The 23062-nt window shown below is 55.0% G+C and carries 19 protein-coding genes; 10 read left to right on the top strand and 9 right to left on the bottom strand.

What is annotated here, in order from left to right; all coding sequences use genetic code 11:
* Positions 1-10: 10 nt before the first annotated feature.
* Complete coding sequence (locus tag ACK5JN_RS03730) at positions 11-1438, bottom strand: glycoside hydrolase family 1 protein (protein ID WP_416868926.1); 1428 nt, start codon at positions 1436-1438, stop codon at positions 11-13.
* A gap of 7 nt (positions 1439-1445) precedes the next feature.
* Complete coding sequence (locus ACK5JN_RS03725) at positions 1446-2783, bottom strand: PTS sugar transporter subunit IIC (protein WP_416868925.1); 1338 nt, start codon at positions 2781-2783, stop codon at positions 1446-1448.
* 301 nt (positions 2784-3084) lie between these two features.
* On the opposite strand from ACK5JN_RS03725, the gene ACK5JN_RS03720 reads away from it, so the two are divergent.
* Positions 3085-4095, top strand: a complete 1011-nt coding sequence (locus ACK5JN_RS03720) for a LacI family DNA-binding transcriptional regulator (protein WP_416868924.1) — start codon at positions 3085-3087, stop codon at positions 4093-4095.
* An 80-nt stretch (positions 4096-4175) separates the two neighbouring features.
* Here ACK5JN_RS03720 and lysA read toward each other — a convergent pair whose 3' ends face one another.
* Complete coding sequence (gene lysA, locus ACK5JN_RS03715; protein WP_416868923.1) at positions 4176-5438, bottom strand: diaminopimelate decarboxylase; 1263 nt, start codon at positions 5436-5438, stop codon at positions 4176-4178.
* 117 nt (positions 5439-5555) lie between these two features.
* On the opposite strand from lysA, the gene ACK5JN_RS03710 reads away from it, so the two are divergent.
* Positions 5556-6491, top strand: a complete 936-nt coding sequence (locus tag ACK5JN_RS03710) for a LysR family transcriptional regulator (RefSeq protein ID WP_416868922.1) — start codon at positions 5556-5558, stop codon at positions 6489-6491.
* Here ACK5JN_RS03710 and ACK5JN_RS03705 read toward each other — a convergent pair.
* Positions 6478-7170, bottom strand: coding sequence for an aspartate/glutamate racemase (locus ACK5JN_RS03705; RefSeq protein ID WP_416868921.1), 693 nt, complete (start codon positions 7168-7170; stop codon positions 6478-6480). The two genes, ACK5JN_RS03710 and ACK5JN_RS03705, sit on opposite strands and share 14 nt — an antisense overlap.
* Positions 7171-7311: 141 nt before the next feature.
* On the opposite strand from ACK5JN_RS03705, the gene ACK5JN_RS03700 reads away from it, so the two are divergent.
* The 7 genes from ACK5JN_RS03700 to ACK5JN_RS03670 all read left to right on the top strand — a co-directional run bounded on the left by ACK5JN_RS03700 (position 7312) and on the right by ACK5JN_RS03670 (position 14716).
* On the top strand, positions 7312-7638 hold the full coding sequence (locus ACK5JN_RS03700) for a cupin domain-containing protein (protein WP_416868920.1): 327 nt from the start codon (positions 7312-7314) through the stop codon (positions 7636-7638).
* Positions 7639-7834: 196 nt separating this feature from the next.
* Complete coding sequence (locus tag ACK5JN_RS03695; RefSeq protein ID WP_416868919.1) at positions 7835-8743, top strand: hypothetical protein; 909 nt, start codon at positions 7835-7837, stop codon at positions 8741-8743.
* A 549-nt stretch (positions 8744-9292) separates the two neighbouring features.
* A complete protein-coding gene (locus tag ACK5JN_RS03690) occupies positions 9293-10183 on the top strand; it encodes a carbohydrate ABC transporter permease (RefSeq protein WP_416868918.1) in 891 nt (296 codons plus the stop codon).
* Complete coding sequence (locus ACK5JN_RS03685) at positions 10176-11078, top strand: carbohydrate ABC transporter permease (protein ID WP_416868917.1); 903 nt, start codon at positions 10176-10178, stop codon at positions 11076-11078. Before ACK5JN_RS03690 ends, ACK5JN_RS03685 begins: the two co-directional genes overlap by 8 nt.
* A gap of 12 nt (positions 11079-11090) precedes the next feature.
* Complete coding sequence (locus tag ACK5JN_RS03680) at positions 11091-12218, top strand: ABC transporter ATP-binding protein (RefSeq protein ID WP_416868916.1); 1128 nt, start codon at positions 11091-11093, stop codon at positions 12216-12218.
* Positions 12219-12232: 14 nt separating this feature from the next.
* Complete coding sequence (locus ACK5JN_RS03675; RefSeq protein WP_416868915.1) at positions 12233-13519, top strand: ABC transporter substrate-binding protein; 1287 nt, start codon at positions 12233-12235, stop codon at positions 13517-13519.
* A gap of 69 nt (positions 13520-13588) precedes the next feature.
* Positions 13589-14716, top strand: a complete 1128-nt coding sequence (locus ACK5JN_RS03670) for an oligogalacturonate lyase family protein (protein WP_416868914.1) — start codon at positions 13589-13591, stop codon at positions 14714-14716.
* An 88-nt stretch (positions 14717-14804) separates the two neighbouring features.
* Here the strand turns inward: ACK5JN_RS03670 and ACK5JN_RS03665 are convergent, their stop codons facing one another.
* The 3 genes from ACK5JN_RS03665 to kduI all read right to left on the bottom strand — a co-directional run bounded on the left by ACK5JN_RS03665 (position 14805) and on the right by kduI (position 18204).
* Entirely contained in the window at positions 14805-16223 is a 1419-nt protein-coding gene (locus ACK5JN_RS03665; protein ID WP_416868913.1) for a sugar porter family MFS transporter, read from the bottom strand.
* Positions 16224-16542: 319 nt separating this feature from the next.
* A complete protein-coding gene (kduD, locus tag ACK5JN_RS03660; protein ID WP_064542911.1) occupies positions 16543-17304 on the bottom strand; it encodes a 2-dehydro-3-deoxy-D-gluconate 5-dehydrogenase KduD in 762 nt (253 codons plus the stop codon).
* Positions 17305-17367: 63 nt separating this feature from the next.
* Positions 17368-18204: a 5-dehydro-4-deoxy-D-glucuronate isomerase gene (gene kduI / locus ACK5JN_RS03655; RefSeq protein WP_416868912.1), complete on the bottom strand. Its 837-nt coding sequence runs from the start codon at positions 18202-18204 to the stop codon at positions 17368-17370.
* Between the two features lie 472 nt (positions 18205-18676).
* Here kduI and ACK5JN_RS03650 point away from each other — a divergent pair, with 472 nt between their 5' ends.
* Positions 18677-19852 (top strand): oligogalacturonate lyase family protein, encoded by a 1176-nt coding sequence (locus ACK5JN_RS03650; RefSeq protein WP_416868911.1) that lies wholly within the window; start codon positions 18677-18679, stop codon positions 19850-19852.
* Between the two features lie 722 nt (positions 19853-20574).
* On the opposite strand, the gene ACK5JN_RS03645 is transcribed toward ACK5JN_RS03650, so the two are convergent.
* Positions 20575-21291, bottom strand: coding sequence for an oligogalacturonate-specific porin KdgM family protein (locus tag ACK5JN_RS03645; protein ID WP_416868910.1), 717 nt, complete (start codon positions 21289-21291; stop codon positions 20575-20577).
* A gap of 488 nt (positions 21292-21779) precedes the next feature.
* Positions 21780-22967: an acetyl-CoA C-acetyltransferase gene (locus ACK5JN_RS03640; protein ID WP_416868909.1), complete on the bottom strand. Its 1188-nt coding sequence runs from the start codon at positions 22965-22967 to the stop codon at positions 21780-21782.
* Positions 22968-23062: the final 95 nt, after the last annotated feature.

The raw sequence follows: 23062 nt of genomic DNA, 5'->3' as shown, positions 1-23062 counted from the left end.
TTAGCAAAAATCAGCGCCATTCATCATCGATATCCACCGTCAGCTCGCGGCTGTCGCGCAGCTGGCGGAACCAGCTGGCGGAGGCTTTTGGCCGCCGCGCGCGGTCGTTTTGCAGGTCGATTTCAATCAGCCCGTAGCGATTTTTAAAGGCATTCATCGGCGAGACGTTGTCGGTAAAAGCCCACAGCATGTAGCCATGGCAGTTCGCGCCGTCCGCCCGCGCCCGCAGCGTTTGCCACAGGTGCTCACGGATAAACTGAATCCGGTAATCATCGGCAATGACGCCGTCGGCATTGCGGAACTGCGCTTCATTTTCCACGCCCATGCCGCTTTCCGCGACAAACCACGGAATGTTGCGATAGTCCTTTTTGATGCGCATCGCCATGTCGTAAACAATCTGCGGGTAGATTTCCCAGCCGCGCGAGTTGTTCATCTTCCTGCCCGGCAGCTCAAACGGCTCGTAATACCAGGCCGGATGGAACGGCGTCTCGGGATGCCAGGCGCGCGACGGCGCTTTAACCCGGTGCGGATAATAGAGGTTAATGCCCAGCTCATCGACCGTGTTGTCGCGGATAAGCGCCAGCTCGTCGGCATTGTAGTCCCACGCCACCGCGTGTTTCTCCAGCAGCGTGAACAGCTCGGCGGGATAAGCGCCGTGCACCAGCGGGTCGAGGAACACGCGGTTGTAGAACAGGTCATACACCTCGGCCGCGCGCTGGTCGTGAGCGGCGCTGGAGCGCGGATAGGTCACTTCCGGGTTGAGAATACAGCCCACCGTTCCGGCATAGCCTTTCTCACGGAACAGCTGTACCACCCTGGCCGTCGCCAGCACCTTATGGTGATTCCACTGCATCCATTTGCCGGTGTTTTGTTCATACGGCCAGCGCAGCGCGTCCAGATAGACGCGGGTCTGCACCACAATCGGCTCGTTGAAGGTAAACCAGCGCGTCACCTTGTGATGGTAGCGGGCAAACACCTGCTCAACGTAGCGCACGTACAGCTCGACCACTTTCTTCGAGCCCCAGCCGCCGTACTGCTCCAGCAGATAGCCCGGCAGCTCGTAGTGCTCCAGGCAGATCATCGGTTCAATCCCGTTGGCCAGCAGCTCATCGAACAGCTGGTCATAATAGGCGGCATACGCTTCGTCGACCGTCACCGCCTCGTAATCGGTCAAAAAGCGTGACCAGTTAATCGAGGTGCGGTAATGCGTCAGCCCGGCCAGCTTCATCAGCTGCACGTCTTCGCGGAAACGGTTGATAAAATCGGTGGCGACCGCCGGGCCGTAGCCATTGTGCCAGACGTGGCGGTCGTTCTTGTACCAGAGATCGGGCCAGGAATCCTGTCCTTCCTTCTTCCCGCTCCAGCCTTCCGTCTGCCAGGCTGAAGCCGCGGCCCCGAGAATAAAGTCTGCGGGAATGGTCATCCGTTTTGTGCTCATAGCGTCCTCAAAGGTTATCGGTAGCCGGTGATTTTTCTGCCAGCCGCTCGGAAATCTCGGCACGGCGCGAGGCAATTTTGACGAACGGCAGGTAAATCAGCACCGCCACCACAATACAAATCAGCTGCGTGACCACCGCGCCCATTGAACCGGCGGTGGAGAGCCAGGCGTTGATCAGCGGCGGCGTGGTCCACGGCACCATCACCACCGCTTTACCGGCAAACCCGGTGACGGTAGCAAAGTAGCCGATACTACCGGTCACCAGCGGGGTAATGATGAAAGGAATCGCCAGAATCGGGTTGAGCATGATCGGCATCCCGAAGATCACCGGCTCGTTGATGTTGAAGATCCCCGGGCCAATCGACAGCTTGGCGATCTCTTTCATCTCTTTGCGTTTGGTGGCAATCATCACCGCGATCAGCAGCCCGATGGTCAGGCCCGAACCGCCGATGCTCATATACACGTCCCAGAACGGCATAGTGATGATATTCGGCACCTCTTTACCCTGCTCAAAGGCGCTCATGTTGACGGTAATCGCCCCCAGCAGCAGCGGTTCGCGGATCGGTTTGATCATCTGGTTGCCGTGAATACCAATTACCCAGAAGATTTGCGCCACAAACATCAGCAGCAGAATGCCCGGCAGGCTCTGCATCACGCGCTCCAGCGGCTGCTGCACCACCTGATACACCGCGTCGTACAGGTACATGCCGGTCAGTTGGTGGAAAATAAAGCCGAAGGTGGCGATGGCGGTCACGGTAATGATCGCCGGGATCAGCGCGGAAAACGACGCGGCGACGTTCGGCGGCACGGTGTCCGGCATTTTGATCTTCAGCCCGTTGCGCGTCTCCAGCCAGCAGTAGATCTCAACCGACAGAATGGCGATAAACATGCCGAGGAACAGGCTGCGGGTATCGGAGAACTGGCGCAGCAGCACATCTTTGACTTCGTGCATTTGCCCGTCGACCATCATCTGTACGGTGGTCGGGGTTACGCAAATAAAGCAGATCACCGCCAGCAGGCCGGGGAACAGGGTTTTAATACCGTTAATGCGCCCCAGCTCGATGCCGATCAGGAATACGGCGCCGATGTTGAGGAAGTTGAGCGTTGCGTAGTTAATGGCGCTGGTAATCGGCTTCAGCGAGGCCAGAAACGACAGCGACTGGAAGCTGGCGAGGCCATTTTTTGGATCCAGCACCATGTTGGAGATCAGTACGGAGAAGGCGCCGACGATGATCACCGGCATCAGCGTAATAAAGGCGTGTTTGATCGCCATGATATAACGGTAGCTGTTGAATTTCGTGGCGAAACTCCCCAGCGAATCGATCAATTTGTCCTGCAATGCCATAGAAAGTACCTCAAGTTTAAGGGCTTTATCGCGCATCCGGTGTACAGCCAAACACCTTTTGGTATACCAAAAATAGTCATCATCGCTAAAACATTCTGTGATTAAGCTCCCAACCTCCATTTTGGTATTCCAAAACAAAAAGAGTGGGGTTATTGGTATACCGCATGAGTGAGCGAGGGTTTTTACGACGATTAACTGCAAAAGCGTGATCGCGATAGGTTTTTTAGCCGCTGTGGAGTTCATATCACCGATGAATGTCTGTGATAAACTGCGGGTCATCACGGAGTTTCAGGGATTAATAATGGCAACAATGCTGGATGTCTCAATACGCGCGGGCGTGTCGAAAGCAACGGTCTCCCGCGTGCTGAATGGTACCGGTCAGGTCAAAGAGAGCACCCGTCAGCAGGTGTTTAAAGCGATGGAAGAGTTAGGCTACCGGCCCAACTTTCTGGCGCGCTCGTTGGCTAACCGCACCAGCAACAGCATTGGCCTGGTGGTGTCTACCTTTGACGGTTTCTACTTTGGCCGCCTGCTACAGCAGGCTTCCCGCCAGACGGAAGCGTGGGGAAAACAGCTGATCGTCACCGACGGCCACGATACGCCGGAGCGTGAAGAGCAGGCGGTGCAGATGCTGGCCGATCGCCAGTGCGACGCCATCGTGCTGTACACCCGTCATATGAGCGAAAAAGCCATTATGGCTCTGGTGAATAGCACCCCGATGCCGCTGGTGGTCATTAACCGTGATGTCAGCCAGGCGCGCGAGCGCTGCGTGTTCTTCGAGCAGCAGGACGCTGCGTTCCAGGCGGTAGAGTATCTGATCGCCCAGGGCCATCGGGACATCGCCTGTATTACCGTGCCTATTCATACGCCAACCGGTAAAGCGCGTTTGCAGGGCTACCGTCGGGCGCTGGAACAGAACGGCATTAAGTGGGATCCGGCCAAAGTGAAGCACGGCGACTCCACCATGAACTGCGGCTATGAGATGTGTAATGCGCTGCTGGCGGAGAAAGTGACGTTTAGCGCGCTGTTTGCCTGTAACGATGATATGGCGCTGGGCGCGTCGAAGGCGCTGCATCAGGCGGGGCTGCGAATTCCGCAGGATATTTCGCTGTTTGGTTTTGATGATGCCCCTAGCGCCAAATGGCTGGAGCCGGGGCTATCGACGGTTTACCTGCCGATCGACAATATGATCGTCACCGCCATCGACCAGGCAATTAAGCTGGCCGCCGGCGAAGAGATTGAAACCATTCCACCGTTTACCGGCACGCTAGTGCTACGTGATTCGGTAACGACGGGACCGTATTACAAATAACGTGCCGGATGGCGGCGCAAACGCCTTATCGGGCCTACATCCCCGTAGGCCCGATAAGCGCAGCGCCATCGGGCATTCCCTCAGATAAGCTCCAGCGCCAGCAGTTCTTCAATCGTCTGACGACGGCGAATCAGGCGCGCCGCGCCGTTATCAAACAGCACTTCCGGCAGCAGCGGGCGGCTATTGTAGTTCGATGACATCGACGCGCCGTACGCGCCGGTATCGTGCAGCACCAGGTAATCGCCCGGCACCACCGCAGGCAGCAGGCGGGTTTCCACTTTGCCCCCTTCCTGCTGGGTAAACACGTCGCCAGATTCACACAGCGGCCCGGCCACCACGGTTTCCAGCTGCGCCGCCTGATCCAGAGAGCGGCCATCGCCCGCCAGCGCGGAAATATGGTGATAGCTACCGTACATCGCCGGACGCATCAGATCGTTAAAGCCCGCGTCAATCAGCACAAAGTGACGGCTGCCCATCGCTTTTACGCTGCGCACCTGCGCCACCAGCACGCCAGATTCCGCCACCAGGAAACGGCCCGGCTCGATCTCAAGCTTCACCGGGTGGCCCAGATGCTGCGCTATTTGCTGGCGCGCGGCGTTCCACAGGCCGAAGTAATGATCGGTGTTGATCGCCTCTTCGCCCTCGCGATACGGGATCGACAGCCCGCCGCCCGCGGAGATCGCTTCCAGATCCTGACCAAACTCAACCACCTGTCGCACCATCGCGCCGCATACCTGCTCCAGATGACCGTAGTCAACGCCGGATCCTATATGCATGTGAATGCCAACCAGCTTCAGCTGATAACGCTGGATCACCGCCAGCGCCGCCGGCAGATCGCTGTACCAGATACCGTGCTTGCTGTTCTCGCCGCCGGTGTTGGTTTTCTGGCTATGACCGTGACCAAAGCCCGGATTCACGCGCAGCCATACGCGGTGGCCCGGCGAAATCGCGCCGAGCTGCTCCAGCATATCCACCGACCCGGCGTTGACCGGAATATGCAGCTCGCGCACGCGGGCCAGGGTGGCGTCGTCAATCATATCGGCGGTGAAGACGATCTCGTCACGCCCTTCCCCCGGCGCGTAGCCCGCCGCCAGCGCGCGCTCAATCTCACCGAGAGAGACGGAATCCACCTTCACGCCCTGCTCGCGCATCAGGCGCAGAATGTGGATATTCGAGCAGGCTTTCTGGGCGAAACGCACCACGTCAAACTGGTTCAGTTTGGCAATCTGCGCGCGGATAATCTGCGCGTCGTACACCCAGACCGGGCAGCCAAATTCAGCGGGCAGGCGCAGCAGGTTGTCAGCGGTCAGGTCTGTGTCGGTGTTGTTGAGCGGGCGTGGCATAGCGGACTCCGGTAATCATTTTTTATGATTACGCCACAGCCCGAAGAGAATAAAAAATATCGTTTTATCGCGAGTCTATGCAAAAATGATATGGAGTACAGCCTGTGAGGATCGCCGATGCCCGCCGTAAACCTGCGCCATATTGAAATCTTTCACGCCATCATGACGGCGGGAAACCTGACGGAAGCCGCGCGGATGCTGCATACCTCGCAGCCGACGGTGAGCCGCGAACTGGCGCGCTTTGAGAAGGTGCTGGGGTTAACGCTGTTTGAGCGTAGCCGCGGGCGGCTGCACCCCACGGTACAGGGGCTGCGGCTGTTTGAAGAGGTGCAGCGCTCGTGGTACGGGCTGGATCGCATCGTCAGCGCCGCCGAAAGCCTGCGTGAATTTCGCCAGGGCGAGCTGTCGATCGTCTGTCTCCCGGTGTTCTCGCAGTCATTTTTGCCGCCGCTGCTACAGCCGTTTCTCGCGCGCTATCCGCAGGTCAATATTCAGATCGTACCGCAGGAGTCGCCGCTGCTGGAAGAGTGGCTGTCCGCGCAGCGTCACGATCTGGGGTTGACGGAGACGCTGCACGCCCCCGCGGGCACCGAGCGCACGGCGCTGCTGACGCTGAATGAAGTGTGCGTGCTGCCGCAGGCGCATCCGCTGGCGGCGAAATCGGTGCTGACGCCCGCCGATTTTCAGGGCGAAAACTACATCAGTCTGTCGCGCACCGACAGCTATCGCCAGCTGCTGGACGCGCTGTTCAATGAGCATCAGGTGAAACGGCGGATGGTGGTCGAAACGCACAGCGCCGCCTCTATCTGCGCCATGGTGAAAGCGGGGGTCGGCATTTCGGTGGTGAACCCGCTGACGGCGCTGGACTACGTCAACAGCGGCGTCGCCATTCGCCGCTTTAGCATCGACGTGCCGTTTACCGTCAGCCTGATTCGCCCGCTGCACCGCCCGGCCTCGGCGCTGCTGGAGACGTTTATCGCCCATCTTCAGGCGCATCTTTCGCGTATCACCGAGCCGCTGGAAGCGGTGCTGAACGGGATCAAGAGAGCATAAACGCCACCGCGTCTTGCGCATGAATGGCGGCGGTGTCAAACACCGGCAGCGGGCTGAGTTCAGCCGGCACCAGCAGGCCAATCTCGGTGCAGCCGAAGATCACCCCTTCCGCGCCCTGCTTCGCTAGCGCCGCGATAACGCTGAGGTAATAGTCGCGGGAAGCGTCGCTGAATTCACCAAGGCATAGTTCATCAAAAATGATCTGATTGATCTTCTGTCGCTCGTCCGCCTGTGGAATCAGCGTGCTGATTGCAAACTCCGCCTGTAGCCGCCCGCGGTAGAAATCCTGCTCCATGGTATAGCACGTGCCGAGCAGCGCCACGTTGCGCATTTGCTGCTGCTGAATCGCACGGCCCGTGGCATCGGCAATATGCAGAAACGGCACGTCGCAGGCGGTTTCGATCGCCTCTGCGACTTTATGCATGGTGTTGGTACACAGTACAATCCCTTCCGCCCCCGCCTGCTGGAGGCCAAGCGCGGCCTGCGCGAGGATCTCGCCCGCCCGCGTCCAGTCCCCCTGCGACTGGCACTGTTCAATCTCGTGGAAATCCACGCTGTGCAGCAAAATCTGCGCCGAGTGCAGCCCGCCAAGGCGCTGTTTTATTCCTTCATTAATCAAGCGGTAGTAGGGAATGGTCGATTCCCAGCTCATGCCACCTATCAGGCCGATCGTTTTCATGGGGGTTCCTTATCTGTTGCTGTCGCTCCAGTGAAGCAAAGTTGTGATCAACTTTCCACATCTGCGGCTGACGTTTTCTTTTTGATCGTTTCTGGTATAAATTTAATGAAACACCGTTTCAACATAAAACAGGACAGCCGGATGTTTATTTTCCATAAAGAAACCACCCTTGAAGATCTGGGCAATGGCGTTACCCGCCGCATTCTCGCACACGATGGCAAGATGATGGCGGTTGAAGTCAACTTCGAACAGGGCGCGATTGGCCCAATGCACAACCACCCGCACGAACAGCTGACCTACGTGCTGTCCGGCGAGTTTGAGTTCACCATCGGCGATGAAAAACATATCGTCACCGCTGGCGATACGCTGTACAAACAGCCAGACATCATGCACGGCTGCGTGTGCCTGAAGGCCGGTACGCTGCTCGATACCTTCACCCCGATGCGTCAGGATTTCCTGAAAGCATAAGCCACGCTCTCCAGCCGCTTTTCATCGCGAAAGGCGGCCACTCTCCCTTTGCTTCATTCCCTCTGATTCCGCGCCTAAAATCACGCTTTCCGCTGAGATCTAACGTCGATTTCTATCACAGTCGGCGAAAAATAATGCACGTTATGCTAGTGACCTTCAGCTATTACGCGCCTGAAAGCGACAAAAAGGGAATTTTATGAAAAGACTTTCACTTGACGATTTGCACCCCGCTGACGTACTGCTGTTTTCCCCCGAGAAGAAGAGTTTTATTTCCTGGGCAATTACCTTTCTGACCGATGCCCCGGTCAGCCATGCGGCGATGTATTTTGACGCCTGCCCGCCGACGATTATTGAAGAAACGCCGCCGCAGGTTGCCACCAATCCCGCTGAAAAGCGCTTCAGCGGCCGCACCATTCATGTTTATCGTCACACGACGGCCTCTGCGCTAACCCCCGTCACCCATGCGGCGCGCCTGCATCTGAATAATCAGGAACCCTACGATCATGCGGGGCTGTACATGGTTGGCCTGCTGTTGATGTATAAAAAATTCTCGATAACCAGCCCTAAGCAGCAGGTTATTATTCGGATACTGAAAAAGCTGACCGCCACCATCGCCCAGTTTATTCAGCAGCAGCAGACGCCGGGTAAACATCCAATGGTGTGTTCACAGTTCGTGGCCCAATGTTTTGAGGATGCCGGTAGCGCCTTCCGTTTGCAGTTCCGCCACGCTACGCAGCTGGACTCGGCAATTGGGGAAACGCTGCTCGATAAAGCCGCCGACTGGATGCAGCAACGCCAGCCGAGCTTTACCCACGATGAGATGAACACCGCAGCGGAGACCGCCAGCGATGAAGCGCTGTGCGAAGCGCTGCATGACGCGTTTTTGGATAACGGTACCCCAACGACGCCGGCCATGACGGATGCGCTGGCGGAAGCCATCTACCAGTTTGCCCAGGCACACGCGTCGTTAGTACAGCTTGATACCACCACAACGCGTTTCGATCCGCTGGCGGCGCTGAGGGCCAACAATAATATGTTTGTTGCCCCGGGCGATTTGATGCGCCACTGCACGAATCTGGTGCCCATCGGGATTGTGATGCTATAGAGAAAAATAGCGGACAACCGTCCAAAAACATACATTCCTGATGTTTCCAGAATAAGCCAAATATTGTGATCAAAGCCTCATCTTTTTAGCTGAGGCTTTATATTTTCATACTAATAAACATTAGTTTATTAATCATTCCGATACCTAATTATATCGCCATTAATAGATATCCGTCGTCGTCAACTTCCATACCAGAAGCCCCGAATGATGCTGGCTGAGGGACAAAAACGCCATCGCCGTCACTATAATGAAACATCGTTTCGACTCCGATCACATTTTCACGATTAATCGAATGACGTAGAAACAAATCGCAATAAAATAAATTTAAAACGGTGTTTTATAAAATGATTGCTAACCAGCAGGAGATTTTAAAACGCAAAAGCACCGACCAATGGAAGATACTGAATTTTATTGCATTACATTCACTTACAGGGAAAGGCTGCATGACCGACACCAAGTTAACGCTTTAAACGCTCTGGCGCCAGCAGGCGCGAGGGATGTAACTAACACCCAATCCGTTTGACACACTTGTTCGCCAGGTAGGTATGTATGAATGAAAACAGAATGCTGGGTTTGGCGTGGATTTCACCCTATATAATCGGGTTGATAATCTTCACGGCCTTCCCGTTCGTTTCATCTTTCTTCCTCAGTTTTACTGAGTATGACTTGATGAGTCCGCCGGTGTTTAACGGCATCGAAAACTATCGCTACATGTTAACCGAAGATTCACTCTTCTGGAAATCCATGGGCGTGACGTTTGCCTACGTATTTTTGACAATCCCATTAAAACTGGCATTTGCTTTAGGGATTGCGTTTGTTCTTAACTTTAAATTACGCGGTATCGGCTTCTTCCGTACTGCTTACTATATTCCGTCTATCCTCGGTAGCTCCGTGGCTATCGCGGTACTGTGGCGCGCCCTGTTCGCCATCGACGGCCTGCTGAATAGCTTCATCGGCGTGCTCGGTTTCGATCCGGTCAACTGGCTGGGCGAGCCGTCTCTGGCGCTGATGTCCGTTACCCTGCTGCGCGTATGGCAGTTCGGCTCCGCGATGGTTATCTTCCTGGCGGCCCTGCAGAACGTTCCGCAGTCTCAGTACGAAGCGGCGATGATCGATGGCGCCTCTAAATGGCAGATGTTTATGAAAGTGACCGTGCCGCTGATTACGCCGGTTATCTTCTTCAACTTCATCATGCAGACCACGCAGGCATTCCAGGAGTTTACCGGCCCGTACGTCATTACCGGCGGTGGCCCAACCTACTCAACGTACCTGTTCTCGCTGTACATCTACGACACGGCGTTCAAGTACTTCGACATGGGTTACGGCGCGGCGCTGGCGTGGGTTCTGTTCCTGGTTGTAGCAGTCTTCGCTGCCATTGCCTTTAAGTCTTCAAAATACTGGGTGTTCTACTCCGCCGATAAGGGAGGCAAAAATGGCTGATATTCAACTAATCTCCGACGCAAGAAGCATCGCTGATCGTGAGGTTGCCCGCACCCTTCGCCGTGAGAAGATCAACGCCTGGGTACGCTACACCATCCTGCTGATCGTCGGTCTGTTAATGCTTTACCCGCTGGCGTGGATGTTCTCGGCGTCGTTCAAACCGAACCACGAGATCTTCACCACGCTGAGCCTGTGGCCGGCACACGCCACCTGGGACGGCTTTATTAACGGCTGGAAAACCGGTACCGAGTACACCTTCGGTCATTACATGCTGAACACCTTCAAGTATGTGATTCCGAAAGTGATCCTGACCATTATCTCTTCCACCATCGTGGCGTACGGCTTTGCCCGCTTCGAGATTCCATGGAAGAAATTCTGGTTCGCGACGCTCATCACCACCATGCTGCTGCCGAGCACCGTACTGCTGATTCCTCAGTACCTGATGTTCCGTGAAATGGGCATGCTGAACAGCTACATGCCGCTGTACCTGCCGCTGGCCTTCGCCACGCAAGGGTTCTTCGTCTTCATGCTGATTCAGTTCCTGCGCGGCGTACCGCGTGACATGGAAGAAGCGGCGCAGATTGACGGCTGTAACTCCATCCAGGTGCTGTGGTACGTGGTGGTACCGATTCTGAAGCCGGCGATTATCTCCGTCGCCCTGTTCCAGTTCATGTGGTCCATGAACGACTTTATCGGCCCGCTGATCTACGTCTACAGCGTTGATAAGTATCCGATTGCACTGGCACTGAAAATGTCCATCGACGTCACCGAAGGGGCGCCGTGGAACGAAATTCTGGCAATGGCGAGCATCTCCATTCTGCCATCCATCATTGTGTTCTTCCTGGCGCAGCGCTACTTCGTACAGGGCGTTACCAGCAGCGGAATTAAAGGTTAAGAGGGATATATCATGGCTGAAGTTATTTTCAACAAACTGGAAAAAGTGTACTCCAACGGCTTCAAAGCGGTACATGGTATCGACCTGAAAATCGCAGAAGGTGAGTTTATGGTTATCGTCGGTCCGTCCGGCTGCGCCAAGTCGACCACCCTGCGTATGCTGGCTGGTCTGGAAACCATCAGCGGCGGCGAAGTCCGCATCGGCGAGAAGATCGTCAACAACCTCGCGCCAAAAGAGCGCGGCATTGCGATGGTGTTCCAGAACTACGCGCTGTATCCGCACATGACGGTGCGTGAGAACCTGGCGTTTGGCCTGAAGCTGAGCAAAATGCCGAAAGATCAGATCGACGCCCAGGTGAACGAAGCGGCGAAAATCCTCGAGCTGGAAGAGCTGCTGGACCGTCTGCCGCGTCAGCTCTCCGGTGGTCAGGCACAGCGTGTGGCCGTAGGCCGCGCGATTGTGAAAAAGCCGGACGTGTTCCTGTTCGATGAGCCGCTGTCTAACCTGGATGCCAAGCTGCGTGCGTCAATGCGTATCCGTATTTCCGACCTGCACAAGCAGCTGAAGAAATCCGGCAAACCGGCGACCACCGTCTACGTAACCCACGATCAGACCGAAGCGATGACCATGGGCGACCGTATCTGCGTAATGAAGCTCGGCCACATCATGCAGGTGGATACCCCGGACAACCTGTACCACAAACCGAAAAACATGTTCGTTGCGGGCTTTATCGGCGCGCCGGAAATGAACATCCGCTCCAGCAAGCTGGTGAATAAAGAAGGTCGCCTGAACCTGAGCGTGGGCGATGAGTTCATGCCACTGAGCGAAGATCTGCACCAGAAGCTGTCTGGTCACGAGAACGAAGAAGTGTTCTATGGCATTCGTCCGGAGTTCGTCTCCCTGTCCGATGAGCCATTCGCTGAAGGCGGCTGCAGCGGTGAGATGGTCCGCGTCGAAAACATGGGCCACGAGTTCTTCGTTTACCTGAAAGTCGCGAACTACGAGCTGACGGCGCGCATCCCTTCAGATGAAGCTAAGCCGATGATTGATAAAGGTCTTCATCGTAAAGTGTACTTTAAGTTTGACATGAACAAATGTCATATTTTTGACGCTAAAACTGAACAGAACCTCTCTCTCTAATCTGGAGTATTAAAATGAAAAAAGTGCTTTTAAGCGCAGCAATCTCCGCCACTCTGGGCCTGACCGCCCTGCCTTCTATGGCTAAGGATGTTGATCTTCGTATGTCCTGGTGGGGCGGCAACGGCCGTCACCAGGTCACTCTGAAGGCGCTGGAAGAGTTCCATAAGCAGAACCCGGACATTAACGTCAAAGCAGAATACACCGGTTGGGACGGCCACTTATCCCGTCTGACCACCCAGATCGCGGGCGGCACCGAGCCGGACGTGATGCAGACTAACTGGAACTGGCTGCCGATCTTCTCCAAAACCGGCGACGGCTTCTACGACCTGAACAAAATGAAGGACGTGATCGACTTAAGCCAGTTCGACGCCAAAGAGCTGCAGTCCACCACGGTGAACGGCAAGCTGAACGGGATCCCAATCTCCGTGACCGCGCGCGTGTTCTACTTCAACGACGAAACCTGGAAACAGGCCGGCGTTGAATACCCGAAAACCTGGGACGACCTGATGGCGGCGGGTAAAACCTTCGAAAGCAAGCTTGGCAAACAGTACTACCCGGTCGTGCTGGAGCACCAGGATACCCTGGCGCTGCTGAACTCTTACATGATTCAGAAGTACAATATCCCGGCGATTGATGAAAAGGCGAAGAAATTCTCCTACACCAAAGAGCAGTGGGTTGAGTTCTTCCAGATGTATAAGAAGCTGGTCGACAGCCACGTGATGCCGGACACCAAATACTACGCGTCATTTGGTAAGAGCAACATGTATGAGATGAAGCCGTGGATCCAGGGTGAGTGGGGCGGGACCTACATGTGGAACTCCACCATCAACAAATACTCCGACAACCTGAAGCCGCCAGCGAAGCTGGAGCTGGGTAGCTACCCAATGCTGCCGGGCGCCACCGACGCGGGTCTGTTCTTCAAACCGGCGCAGATGCTGTCTATCGGTAAGTCGACGAAGAACCCGGAAGCGGCAGCGAAAGTCATCAACTTCCTGCTGAACAGCAAAGAAGGTGTGGATACGCTGGGCCTCGAGCGTGGCGTACCGCTGAGCAAGGTCGCGGTGAAATACCTGACCGAAGACGGCATCCTGAAAGAGAGCGATCCGTCAGTGTCTGGCCTGCGTCTGGCGCAGTCTCTGCCGGCGAAGCTGAGCGTTTCTCCGTACTTCGATGACCCGCAGATCGTGGCCCAGTTCGGTACCACGCTGCAGTACATCGACTACGGTCAGAAATCCGTTGAAGACGCCGCGGCTGACTTCCAGCGTCAGGGTGAACGTATCCTGAGACGCGCAATGCGTTAATCGCTCCATCACGTGTTGATACCCTGCAGCTTCGGCTGCGGGGTATTTTTTTATACAAGGAGAAAGGACATGAAAGGCAAAATCATCCCGCTGAATTTCCGTCACCAGAAGGACAGCGAAACCGGTCACGAGGTGATCCGGATGACGCCACCACACATCATTTGCCACCGTAACTACTTCTACCAAAAATGCTTCACCCGCGACGGCGGCAAGCTGATTTTTGGCGGCGCGTTCGAGGGGCACTGGAACTACTATTTACTGGATATTGCCGCGCAGCAGGCAACCCAGCTGACCGACGGCGCGGGCGATAATACCTTCGGCGGTTTTCTTTCCGATGACGATCGGTCGCTGTGGTACGTCAAAGATACCCGCCAGCTGCGCCGCGTGGATCTCGCCACGCTGGAAGAGCACGTGGTGTACGAGGTTGACGACGAGTGGGTGGCGTACGGCACCTGGGTCGCCAATTCCGACTGCACAAAGCTGGTCGGCATTGAGATTAAAAAAAGCGACTGGCAGCCGCTCACCGACTGGTCAAAGTTCCGCGCCTTCTACTTCACCAACCCGGAATGCCGCCTGATTAATATCGACCTCAAAACCGGGGAGCAGCGCACGATTTTGCAGGAAAAGCGCTGGCTGGGTCACCCCATTTATCGCCCGTTCGACGACAGCACCGTGGCGTTTTGTCACGAAGGCCCGCGCGACGCGATCGACGCGCGCATGTGGCTGATTAACGAAGACGGCAGCAACCTGCGCTGCGTGCGCCAGCACCAGACGGGAGAAAGCTTTACGCACGAATTCTGGGTGCCGGATGGTTCGGCGCTGTACTACGTCGCCCATCAGGAAAATAGCCCGCACCGCTATCTCTATAGCGCGGACCCGGCAACGCTGGAAAACCGCCAGCTGATGGAGATACCGCCCTGCTCTCACCTGATGAGCAATCACGATGGTTCACTGGTGGTGGGCGACGGCGCGCCGCACAATACCGGCGATATCAGCCTGAACGATCCGTTTATCTGGGTGTTCAACCTGCAAAGCGGCGAGAAGACGGCGATCTGCCAGCACAACACCAGCTGGAAGGTGCTGGACGGCGACCGCCAGGTGACGCATCCGCATCCGTCGTTCTCGCCGGACGGGAAGTGGGTGCTGTATACCTCGGACGCAGAGGGGATGCCAGCGCTGTATTTAGCGAAGGTGTAAAAAAGCCGGGTGGCGGCTGCGCCTTACCCGGCCTACGTTTGACGTACCTTGTAGGCCCGGTAAGGCGTAGCCGCCACCGGGCACTCCATCACACGCCGATATCCCGCAATTTCTCGCCTTTCATCAGCTTGCGTTCAATATGCTCCAGCGTCACCCCTTTGGTTTCCGGAATCAGCCAGAAGGTCACACCGATAAAGGCCACGTTCAGCGCGGTATACAGCCAGAACGTCCCCGCCGCGCCAATGGCGTCGAGCAGCGTCAGGAAGGTCGCGCCGATAATCATATTCGACACCCAGTTGGTGGTGGTGGAACAGGTGATACCAAAATCGCGGCATTTCAGCGGCTGGATTTCCGAGCACAGGATCCACACCACCGGCGCGGCGCTCATTGCATAACCGGCGATGCACATCATGGTCATGCCTACCGACAGCCATGACAGCCCGCTTGACGCCGTACCGTTGTCAAACTGCATCAGGCAGTAGCCCAGCACCAGCGTACCCAGCGCCATTACGCTGAAACCAATTTTCAGCGCCGGTTTACGCCCGGCTTTATCCACCGTAAAGACGGCGATAAAGGTGGCGAACATAAAGGTCAGCCCCACCACCAGCGTGGCGATCATCTGCTGTTCCGTGGTGGTGAACCCGGCCATTTTGAAGATGCGCGGCGCGTAGTACATGATGATGTTCATACCGGTAAATTGCTGCATCGCCTGGAGCAACATGCCGAGGAACACCGCCCGGCGCACGTTGCGGTTGACCTTAAACAGCGCCCAGCCGCCCTGCTTCAGCTTCAGGCTTTCACGGATCTCGTTCAGCTCCTCACGCGCTTTTTCCGAGGTGTCGCGCAGCATCCGCAGCACCTCTTCCGCTTCAATATGACGCCCCTTTTCCGCCAGCCAGCGCGGGCTGTTCGGCAGGAACACTACCAGCACAATCAGCACCACCGCCGGCAGCGCCAGCACGATGAGCATCGCGCGCCAGTTACCGGTATAGCTGAAGGCCGTATCGGACAAGAACGCCAGCACAATTCCCAGCGTCACCATCAGCTGATACATGCTGATCATCTTGCCACGCACGTTTTCGCTGGCCATCTCGGAGAGATAAAGCGGTGCGGTATAAGACGCAATCCCAACGGCCACGCCGAGAACAACCCGGGCAATCAGCAGCATTTCGACGTTCGTCGCCAGGCCCGAGCCGAGCGAGCCGACAACAAACAGCACGGCCCCCACCATCAGGCTGTATTTACGCCCCAGGCGGAATGACAGCCAGCCGTTGAACAGCGCGCCGATCGCCGCCCCCAGCATCATGCTACTGACCACCCACTCCTGCAGGCGGTTAGATAACACAAAGTGATCGGTGATAAACGGCAGCGCGCCCGCAATCACCCCGATATCGAGACCAAAAAGCAGCCCGGCTACCGCCGCGGCAATCGAGACAAACTGGTTCATGCGTCGGGTGTCGCGCTGGGTGCGCGGCATGAGCGAGGGATCGTTACTGATTGAAGTCATATTTTCCTGCCAGACAGAGTAAGCCATACCACGAAAGTAAGAGATTGCCGGGCTTGAGCGTCAGGCGGGAAAGGTCATTAACATGGATAATATTGCTACAACATGTGGTTTTGTGATGGACATTTGACTTTCAGATGGAAGCTAACGGTGTTGCATTGTGCGTAAAACCAGCGATGCAGATAGGTGATAATTGCATTATCATTATTTCAGTATGGATTATTTGTATATTCCAATATGGATAAATCTCATACAACGCGTGTTTTTCACAGACACAAAAAAACCTGCCGAAGCAGGTTTTTTTGTTGCGCAGGCTAAAAAATTAGCGCGCCAGCCAGCCGCCGTCTACCGCAACGGTATAGCCGTTGATGTAGTCAGACGCCGGGGAAGCCAGGAACACGATCGGCCCCATCAGGTCGCTCGGCAGACCCCAACGACCCGCCGGGATACGGTCGAGAATCGCCGCGCTACGCTCTTCGTCAGCACGCAGCTGCTGGGTGTTGTTGGTGGCCATGTAGCCCGGTGCAATCGCGTTCACGTTAATACCGTGTTTCGCCCACTCGTTCGCCATCAGGCGGGTAACGCCCATTACGCCGCTCTTGGAAGCGGTGTAAGACGGAACGCGGATACCGCCCTGGAAGGAGAGCATAGAAGCGATGTTGATGATTTTGCCGCCTTTGCCCTGCGCGATGAAGTGCTTAGCTGCCGCCTGAGACATGAAGAACACGCTCTTGATGTTCAGGTTCATAACGTCGTCCCAGTCTTTTTCGCTGAAGTCGATCGCGTCTTCACGACGGATCAGGCCGGCGTTGTTCACCAGGATATCGATATGGCCGAATTCCGCCACCGCGCGCTCCAGCAGCGCCGGGATGCCGTCAATCTGACGCAGGTCAGCGGTCAGGCTCAGGAAACGACGGCCCATCGCGGTCACACGTTCGATAGTTTCAGTCGGTTCAACGATGTTGATACCCACAATGTCGCAGCCCGCTTCAGCCAGACCCAGCGCCATGCCTTGACCCAGACCAGTATCGCAACCGGTAACCACGGCAACTTTGCCCTGCAGAGAGAATGAATCCAAAATCATTTTATATTCCTTGTAATTAGCGCCTGTACCGGACAGGCATCGTTAAACTCATGCTGTCCGCGACTAGCGCAGATCCTTCACAGCTACATGATCCATGTCATCAAAGACCTGGTTTTCACCCACCATCCCCCAGATGAAGGTATACGCCTTAGTACCTACGCCCGAATGGATTGACCAGCTCGGCGAAATCACCGCCTGCTCGTTGTGCATCACAATGTGACGCGTTTCCTGCGGCTGCCCCATCATATGGAACACACAGCTGTCTTCATCCATGTTGAAATAGAAGTAGACTTCCATGCGGCGCTCGTGGGTATGGCACGGCATGGTATTCCAGAGGTTGCCCGGAGCCAGTTCGGTCAGGCCCATGCTGAGCTGGCAGGTTTCCAGCACGTCCGGCACAAAATATTTATTGATGGTGCGGCGGTTACTGGTGAGGTCATCACCCAGAGTGACCGGCGCCACGTCGGCAGGCGTCACTTTTTTGGTTGGGTAAGCGGTGTGTGCCGGCGCGCAGTTGTAGTAGAACTTCGCCGGTTTTGCCGCATCAACGCTGGCGAAAACCACCTCTTTTGCCCCTTTACCGACGTATAACGCGTCGCGGTGGCCAATTTCGTAGCACTGGCCGTCAACGGTGATGGTGCCCGCGCCGCCAATGTTAATCACGCCCAGCTCGCGGCGCTCCAGGAAGTAGCTCACGCCCAGCTGCTTACCCACTTCTCCGCCAACCGATACGGTTTTCGCTACCGGCATAATGCCGCCAACGATAATACGGTCGATGTGGCTGTACACCATGGTGTACTCGTCGGCGACGAATACCTGCTCAACTAAAAACTCTTCGCGAAGCCCCTGCGTATCCAGCGTTTTAGCGTGAGCGCTATGAATGCTCTGTCGTACTTCCACCTGAACCTCCAGGAAAATGTGGTCTTATGCTCTATGTACAGAACGAAACTTCGTTCCGCTTTCTTAATGCACGTATCTTATCCCTGATGAAATGGGTTTTCAATTGCAAATAAAACATCGTTTCATTTTTTCTGTGAATTAATATCAAAAATGCAAAAGGGATCACGAATACGCCATTCAGCGGCATTAAGAAAAACCAAAAAATACTATTATTCATTCAGTTACAGATTTCTTTGAAAAATACCTCATATGAGGTAAATGATGTCGAAAAAACAAAGATAGACTTGACGCGATGAGGAAAGGGTTACCAAAAAAGTCGCAGAAATGATGATTTTTCGCATAAAGTGCGTCTGGCATCACAAACATTGAAACGCTGTTTTGATAAATTAACACCCATATTTTTAAAATGACATCCACATCGGCCAGCGAAGTTGATAGCACCTCGCGACCGCATCAGTAAAAGGAGAGCACCATGGCTAAAGGCATGCGGGTAAAATTGAATTATGAGGTCAGCCGCGACCCGGACACCGGCGCGGAGGTCACCCGCTTAACACCACCAGAGGTCACCTGTCATCGTAACTACTTCTATCAGAAGTGTTTCTTCAATGATGGCAGCCATCTGCTGTTTGCTGGTGAGTTCGATGGCCATTGGAACTACTACTTACTGGATGTGGCGAACGCTGAAGCCGTACAGCTGACCGAAGGCGCGGGCGACAACACCTTTGGCGGCTTCCTGTCTCCGGACGACAAGTCTCTTTATTATGTGAAAAACGACCGCACCCTGCTGGGAGTGAACCTGAAAACGCTGGCCGAGCGCGAAGTGTATCGCGTGCCGGACGACTGGGTTGGCTACGGCACCTGGGTGTCCAACAGCGACTGCACCAAGCTGGTCGGCATTGAAATCGCCAAAAGCGACTGGACGCCGCTGAACGACTGGCAGCTGTTCCACGACTTCTTCCATAAAGGCCCGCACTGCCGCCTGCTGCGTGTCGATCTGCAAACCGGCGAAAGCGCGGTGATCCACGAAGAGAAAAACTGGCTCGGCCACCCGATTTACCGTCCGTTCGACGACAACACCGTCGCCTTCTGTCACGAAGGCCCGCACGATCTGGTCGATGCGCGCATGTGGATGGTTAACGAAGACGGCACTAACGTGCGTAAGGTCAAAGAACATGCGGAAGGCGAAAGCTGCACCCACGAGTTCTGGGTACCTGACGGCTCCGCGCTGATTTACGTTTCCTACCTGAAAGGCAAACAGGGTCGTACCATTTACCGTTTCAACCCGGACAACAACGTTAACGAAGCGCTGATGCAGATGCCGGCCTGTTCTCACCTGATGAGTAACTTCGACGGTACGATGCTGGTTGGCGACGGCTCCGGTACCCCGGTCGACGTGAAGGACACCAGCGGCTACACCATCGATAACGATCCGTATCTGTATGCGTTCGACGTAGCGAAAAAAGCCTACTTCCCGATTGCTCGTCACGACACCTCGTGGGCAACGGTACAAAACAGCCGTCAGGTGACTCACCCGCACCCGTCCTTTACCCCGGACGACAGCGCGGTGCTGTTCAGCTCTGACAAAGACGGCAAGCCTGCGCTGTATATCGCCAGGCTGCCAACCGAACGTAAGTTCACCCAGGCATAAAAATTCTGAGTTTAGTGTTTCTGTAACTGGCCTTGCCCTCCTTTATGGAGGGCCTTTTTTTGCCTACGATTTGTGGGGCACGGACGACCCCCTCTCACTTTTTAAGGGTTGTCTCTTATACACCAATCCGAAGGACAAGACCCGATATCTGTCAGTAAGGTGAAAGGTTCCGTTCACTTTACGTCAGGCGGAACATGCCGTCTTTTCACCGGTGAACGGGCCAGGGGGGACTCATCGGTTTCAGTGACTCTGGTTTTTACTGTTAACTAAAAGACAGCACTGATGTTAGTGGCGTCTAAATCGCCGAAGCGTTCCCTGTAGGCCGGGTCAGCCCACAGGGATGTGGGCTGAGGGCGTGGTTCACATGGATGTGAACTCGCGCCCGCCCCGAAGCCGAAAGGGATAAGCTGAGGGCACCGCGAAGCGGCGATTTTGCCGCCAGAGTCCGGGGGTGCAGGGGGCGGCGGCGATTGGCCGCCCCTTGCGCGCTCCCTGCGCCCGTACAATTTATGTGGCGAGCGCTGAAAAGGAGCGCAACGGAGTGATAAATCTAAATACATTTCCCTCCTGCTGAATAACTGTCTTCAAGGATTTGTGTATAAGAGATAGTTTTAAGGGAGAAGGGACTTTTAGTGCGCACAGTATCTTAGTTCGCCACAGAAACGAAAACCCCCGGCCAAATGCTCCGGGGGGAAAACGGATGAGGGTCCGGTTTTGTTTATTTAGAAGGAGTAAGCCACACCAACACGCAGACGCGTCTGACGTTCATCGGTGGATTTCACGCCCACGTTGCCCACTTCAAAGTACGGGGACCAGTTTTTATCCCACTTGTAGGCCATCTTCGCGTTATATTCAGTGCTGTACGGTTTATTATCGTTACGATACAGACTCTTATGGTTATCGTCGGCAACGGTACTACGCGCGTAAACGTAGTTCAGCTCCACGCGCCAGTCGCCCATCGCCCAGCCAACCCAGGTATCCACTTTATTAACTTTATCATCTACGCCGCCGCCGTTGCTTGAAGTGGCCGGTACGCGGGTATATTCATAGCGGTAACGCGCCGCCACATAAAAACCGTTATCGAAGCTGTACTGCGCGTGCAGATACGGTTTATAGATGGAGAAGCTATCTTTACTTTCAATATTAAAGCCTGGGTTCAGGGCAAAATTCTCCGTCGCCTTCCAGCGCCAGTTAATGGATTCTTCGTGACCATTACCCACCATTTCGTTAAACGGACGATCCTGTTTATCAGTATCACCACCCGTTTTCCATTTTGCTTCCACGCCAAAACCAAGACCGTTATCAAATCGATGAGATACCGCAACACGGTCGGCGTTGGAACCGCTATCAATATATTCATGACGCAGGTCAACGGTTACCGCAGATGCAGCGAAAGACATGCCAGATAATACGGCCAGGGCCAGAGTTTTCTTTAACATTTGCCACCCCTCAATTGAAATTATGTTTCTTTTTTATGAAATTGGATTTTATTTTTTCCAAATTTCCATTTTAGTGATCGAGATCGTAATTATTTGTTTCAGAAATATTGGCACAAAGAGGACGTGATAAAGCTCAACAAAAAACAGACATAACCCTTAAAAAATAAAACTCAGATCACAAATCTTTATTTATAATTAATTTAATTTTCTATAATTTACTTAATTTACTTAATTTACATAGACTTACCAAGAAACAAGTAACGCTAGTTATTCTTAGCAATAGTAATAATTTATGTTTCATCAATGATTCAGCTAAGCATTTACTCATTCATATCGCTTACATGTGACACAAATAAAAATAAATACACAAAGGAAGAAACTAGACATAAATACTTTCCTGAACTCATAACCAGGCGTATTTAAACAAAAAAGACCTCGAATGAGGTCTTTCTGAAAGGCAAAAAAGTAAGGGGAAAACTAAAGCGGAATTACTGCATGTCTCGCTCGACGGCAAGAGCGACGCCCTGACCGCCGCCGATGCACAGCGTTGCCAGTCCTTTACGCGCATCACGTTTAATCATCTCGTGCACCAGCGAGACGAGAATTCGGCAGCCCGATGCGCCGATAGGATGCCCCAGCGCGATCGCGCCGCCGTTGACGTTAACCTTTTGCTCATTCCATTCCAGCATTCTGCCCACCGAAATCGCCTGCGCGGCGAAAGCTTCGTTGGCCTCAATTAAATCGACGTCGTTCAGCTGCCATCCGGCGCGCTCCAGGCAGCGGCGGGTGGCATAAACTGGCGCAATCCCCATCAACGCGGGATCGACCCCCACGCTGGCAAAGGCGCGGATCCGCGCCAGAATTGGCAGCCCCAGCTCCAGCGCTTTGCTTTCGCTCATCATCAGCACCGCCGCCGCGCCGTCGTTAATCGACGAAGCGTTACCTGCCGTTACCGAGCCAGCGTGGTCGAAGGACGGGCTTAGCCGCGCCAGCGCTTCGGCGCTGGCGTCGGTTTGCGGCTGCTCATCGGTATCAACGACCTGCGGATTGCCGCCCGGCTGCGGGTTGATCACCGGCACGATTTCATCGCGAAAACGGCCCGAGTCGATAGCCTTACGGGCCTTGTGCTGTGAGCTTAACGCCCAGGCATCCTGCTGCTCACGGCTGATGCCGTATTCACGCGCCAGGTTTTCCGCCGTCACGCCCATATGATAATCGTTGAAGGCATCCCACAGGCCGTCGTGCACCAGGCTATCGATCAGCTGGCTATTGCCCAACTGCGCGCCGGTGCGGCTGTCGGTCAGCACGTGCGGCGCGCGGCTCATATTTTCTTGCCCGCCGGCGATCACCACATCCGCTTCGCCGCATTGAATCGCCTGCGTCGCCAGGTGCAGCGCCTTCAGGCCCGAGCCGCAAACGTCGTTGATGGTGATAGCCGAAACGGTATTCGGCAAACCGCCTTTAATCGCAGACTGCCGAGCCGGATTCTGCCCGGTCCCCGCGGTGAGGACCTGACCAATAATCACCTCGTCGATCGACGTCCCGGCAATGCCGCTACGCTCAACCAACGCCTTGATCACCAGGCTACCCAGTTCGACAGCAGAGTGACGCGCGAGCGCCCCCTGAAAACAGCCGATGGGCGTACGGACAGCACCTACGATAACGACATCTTTCATCTCAACCTCAGCGCAAAATAACCTGCGTATAGTAGATGATTGTTATCAACTTTTTTCGCAATTGTTTAAAAAAAGTGAGTCTTATCACAAAGGAA

The organism is Kluyvera sp., assembly GCF_047971185.1.
Taxonomy (GTDB): domain Bacteria; phylum Pseudomonadota; class Gammaproteobacteria; order Enterobacterales; family Enterobacteriaceae; genus Kluyvera.
This window is presented reverse-complemented; position numbering and strand designations above follow the sequence as displayed.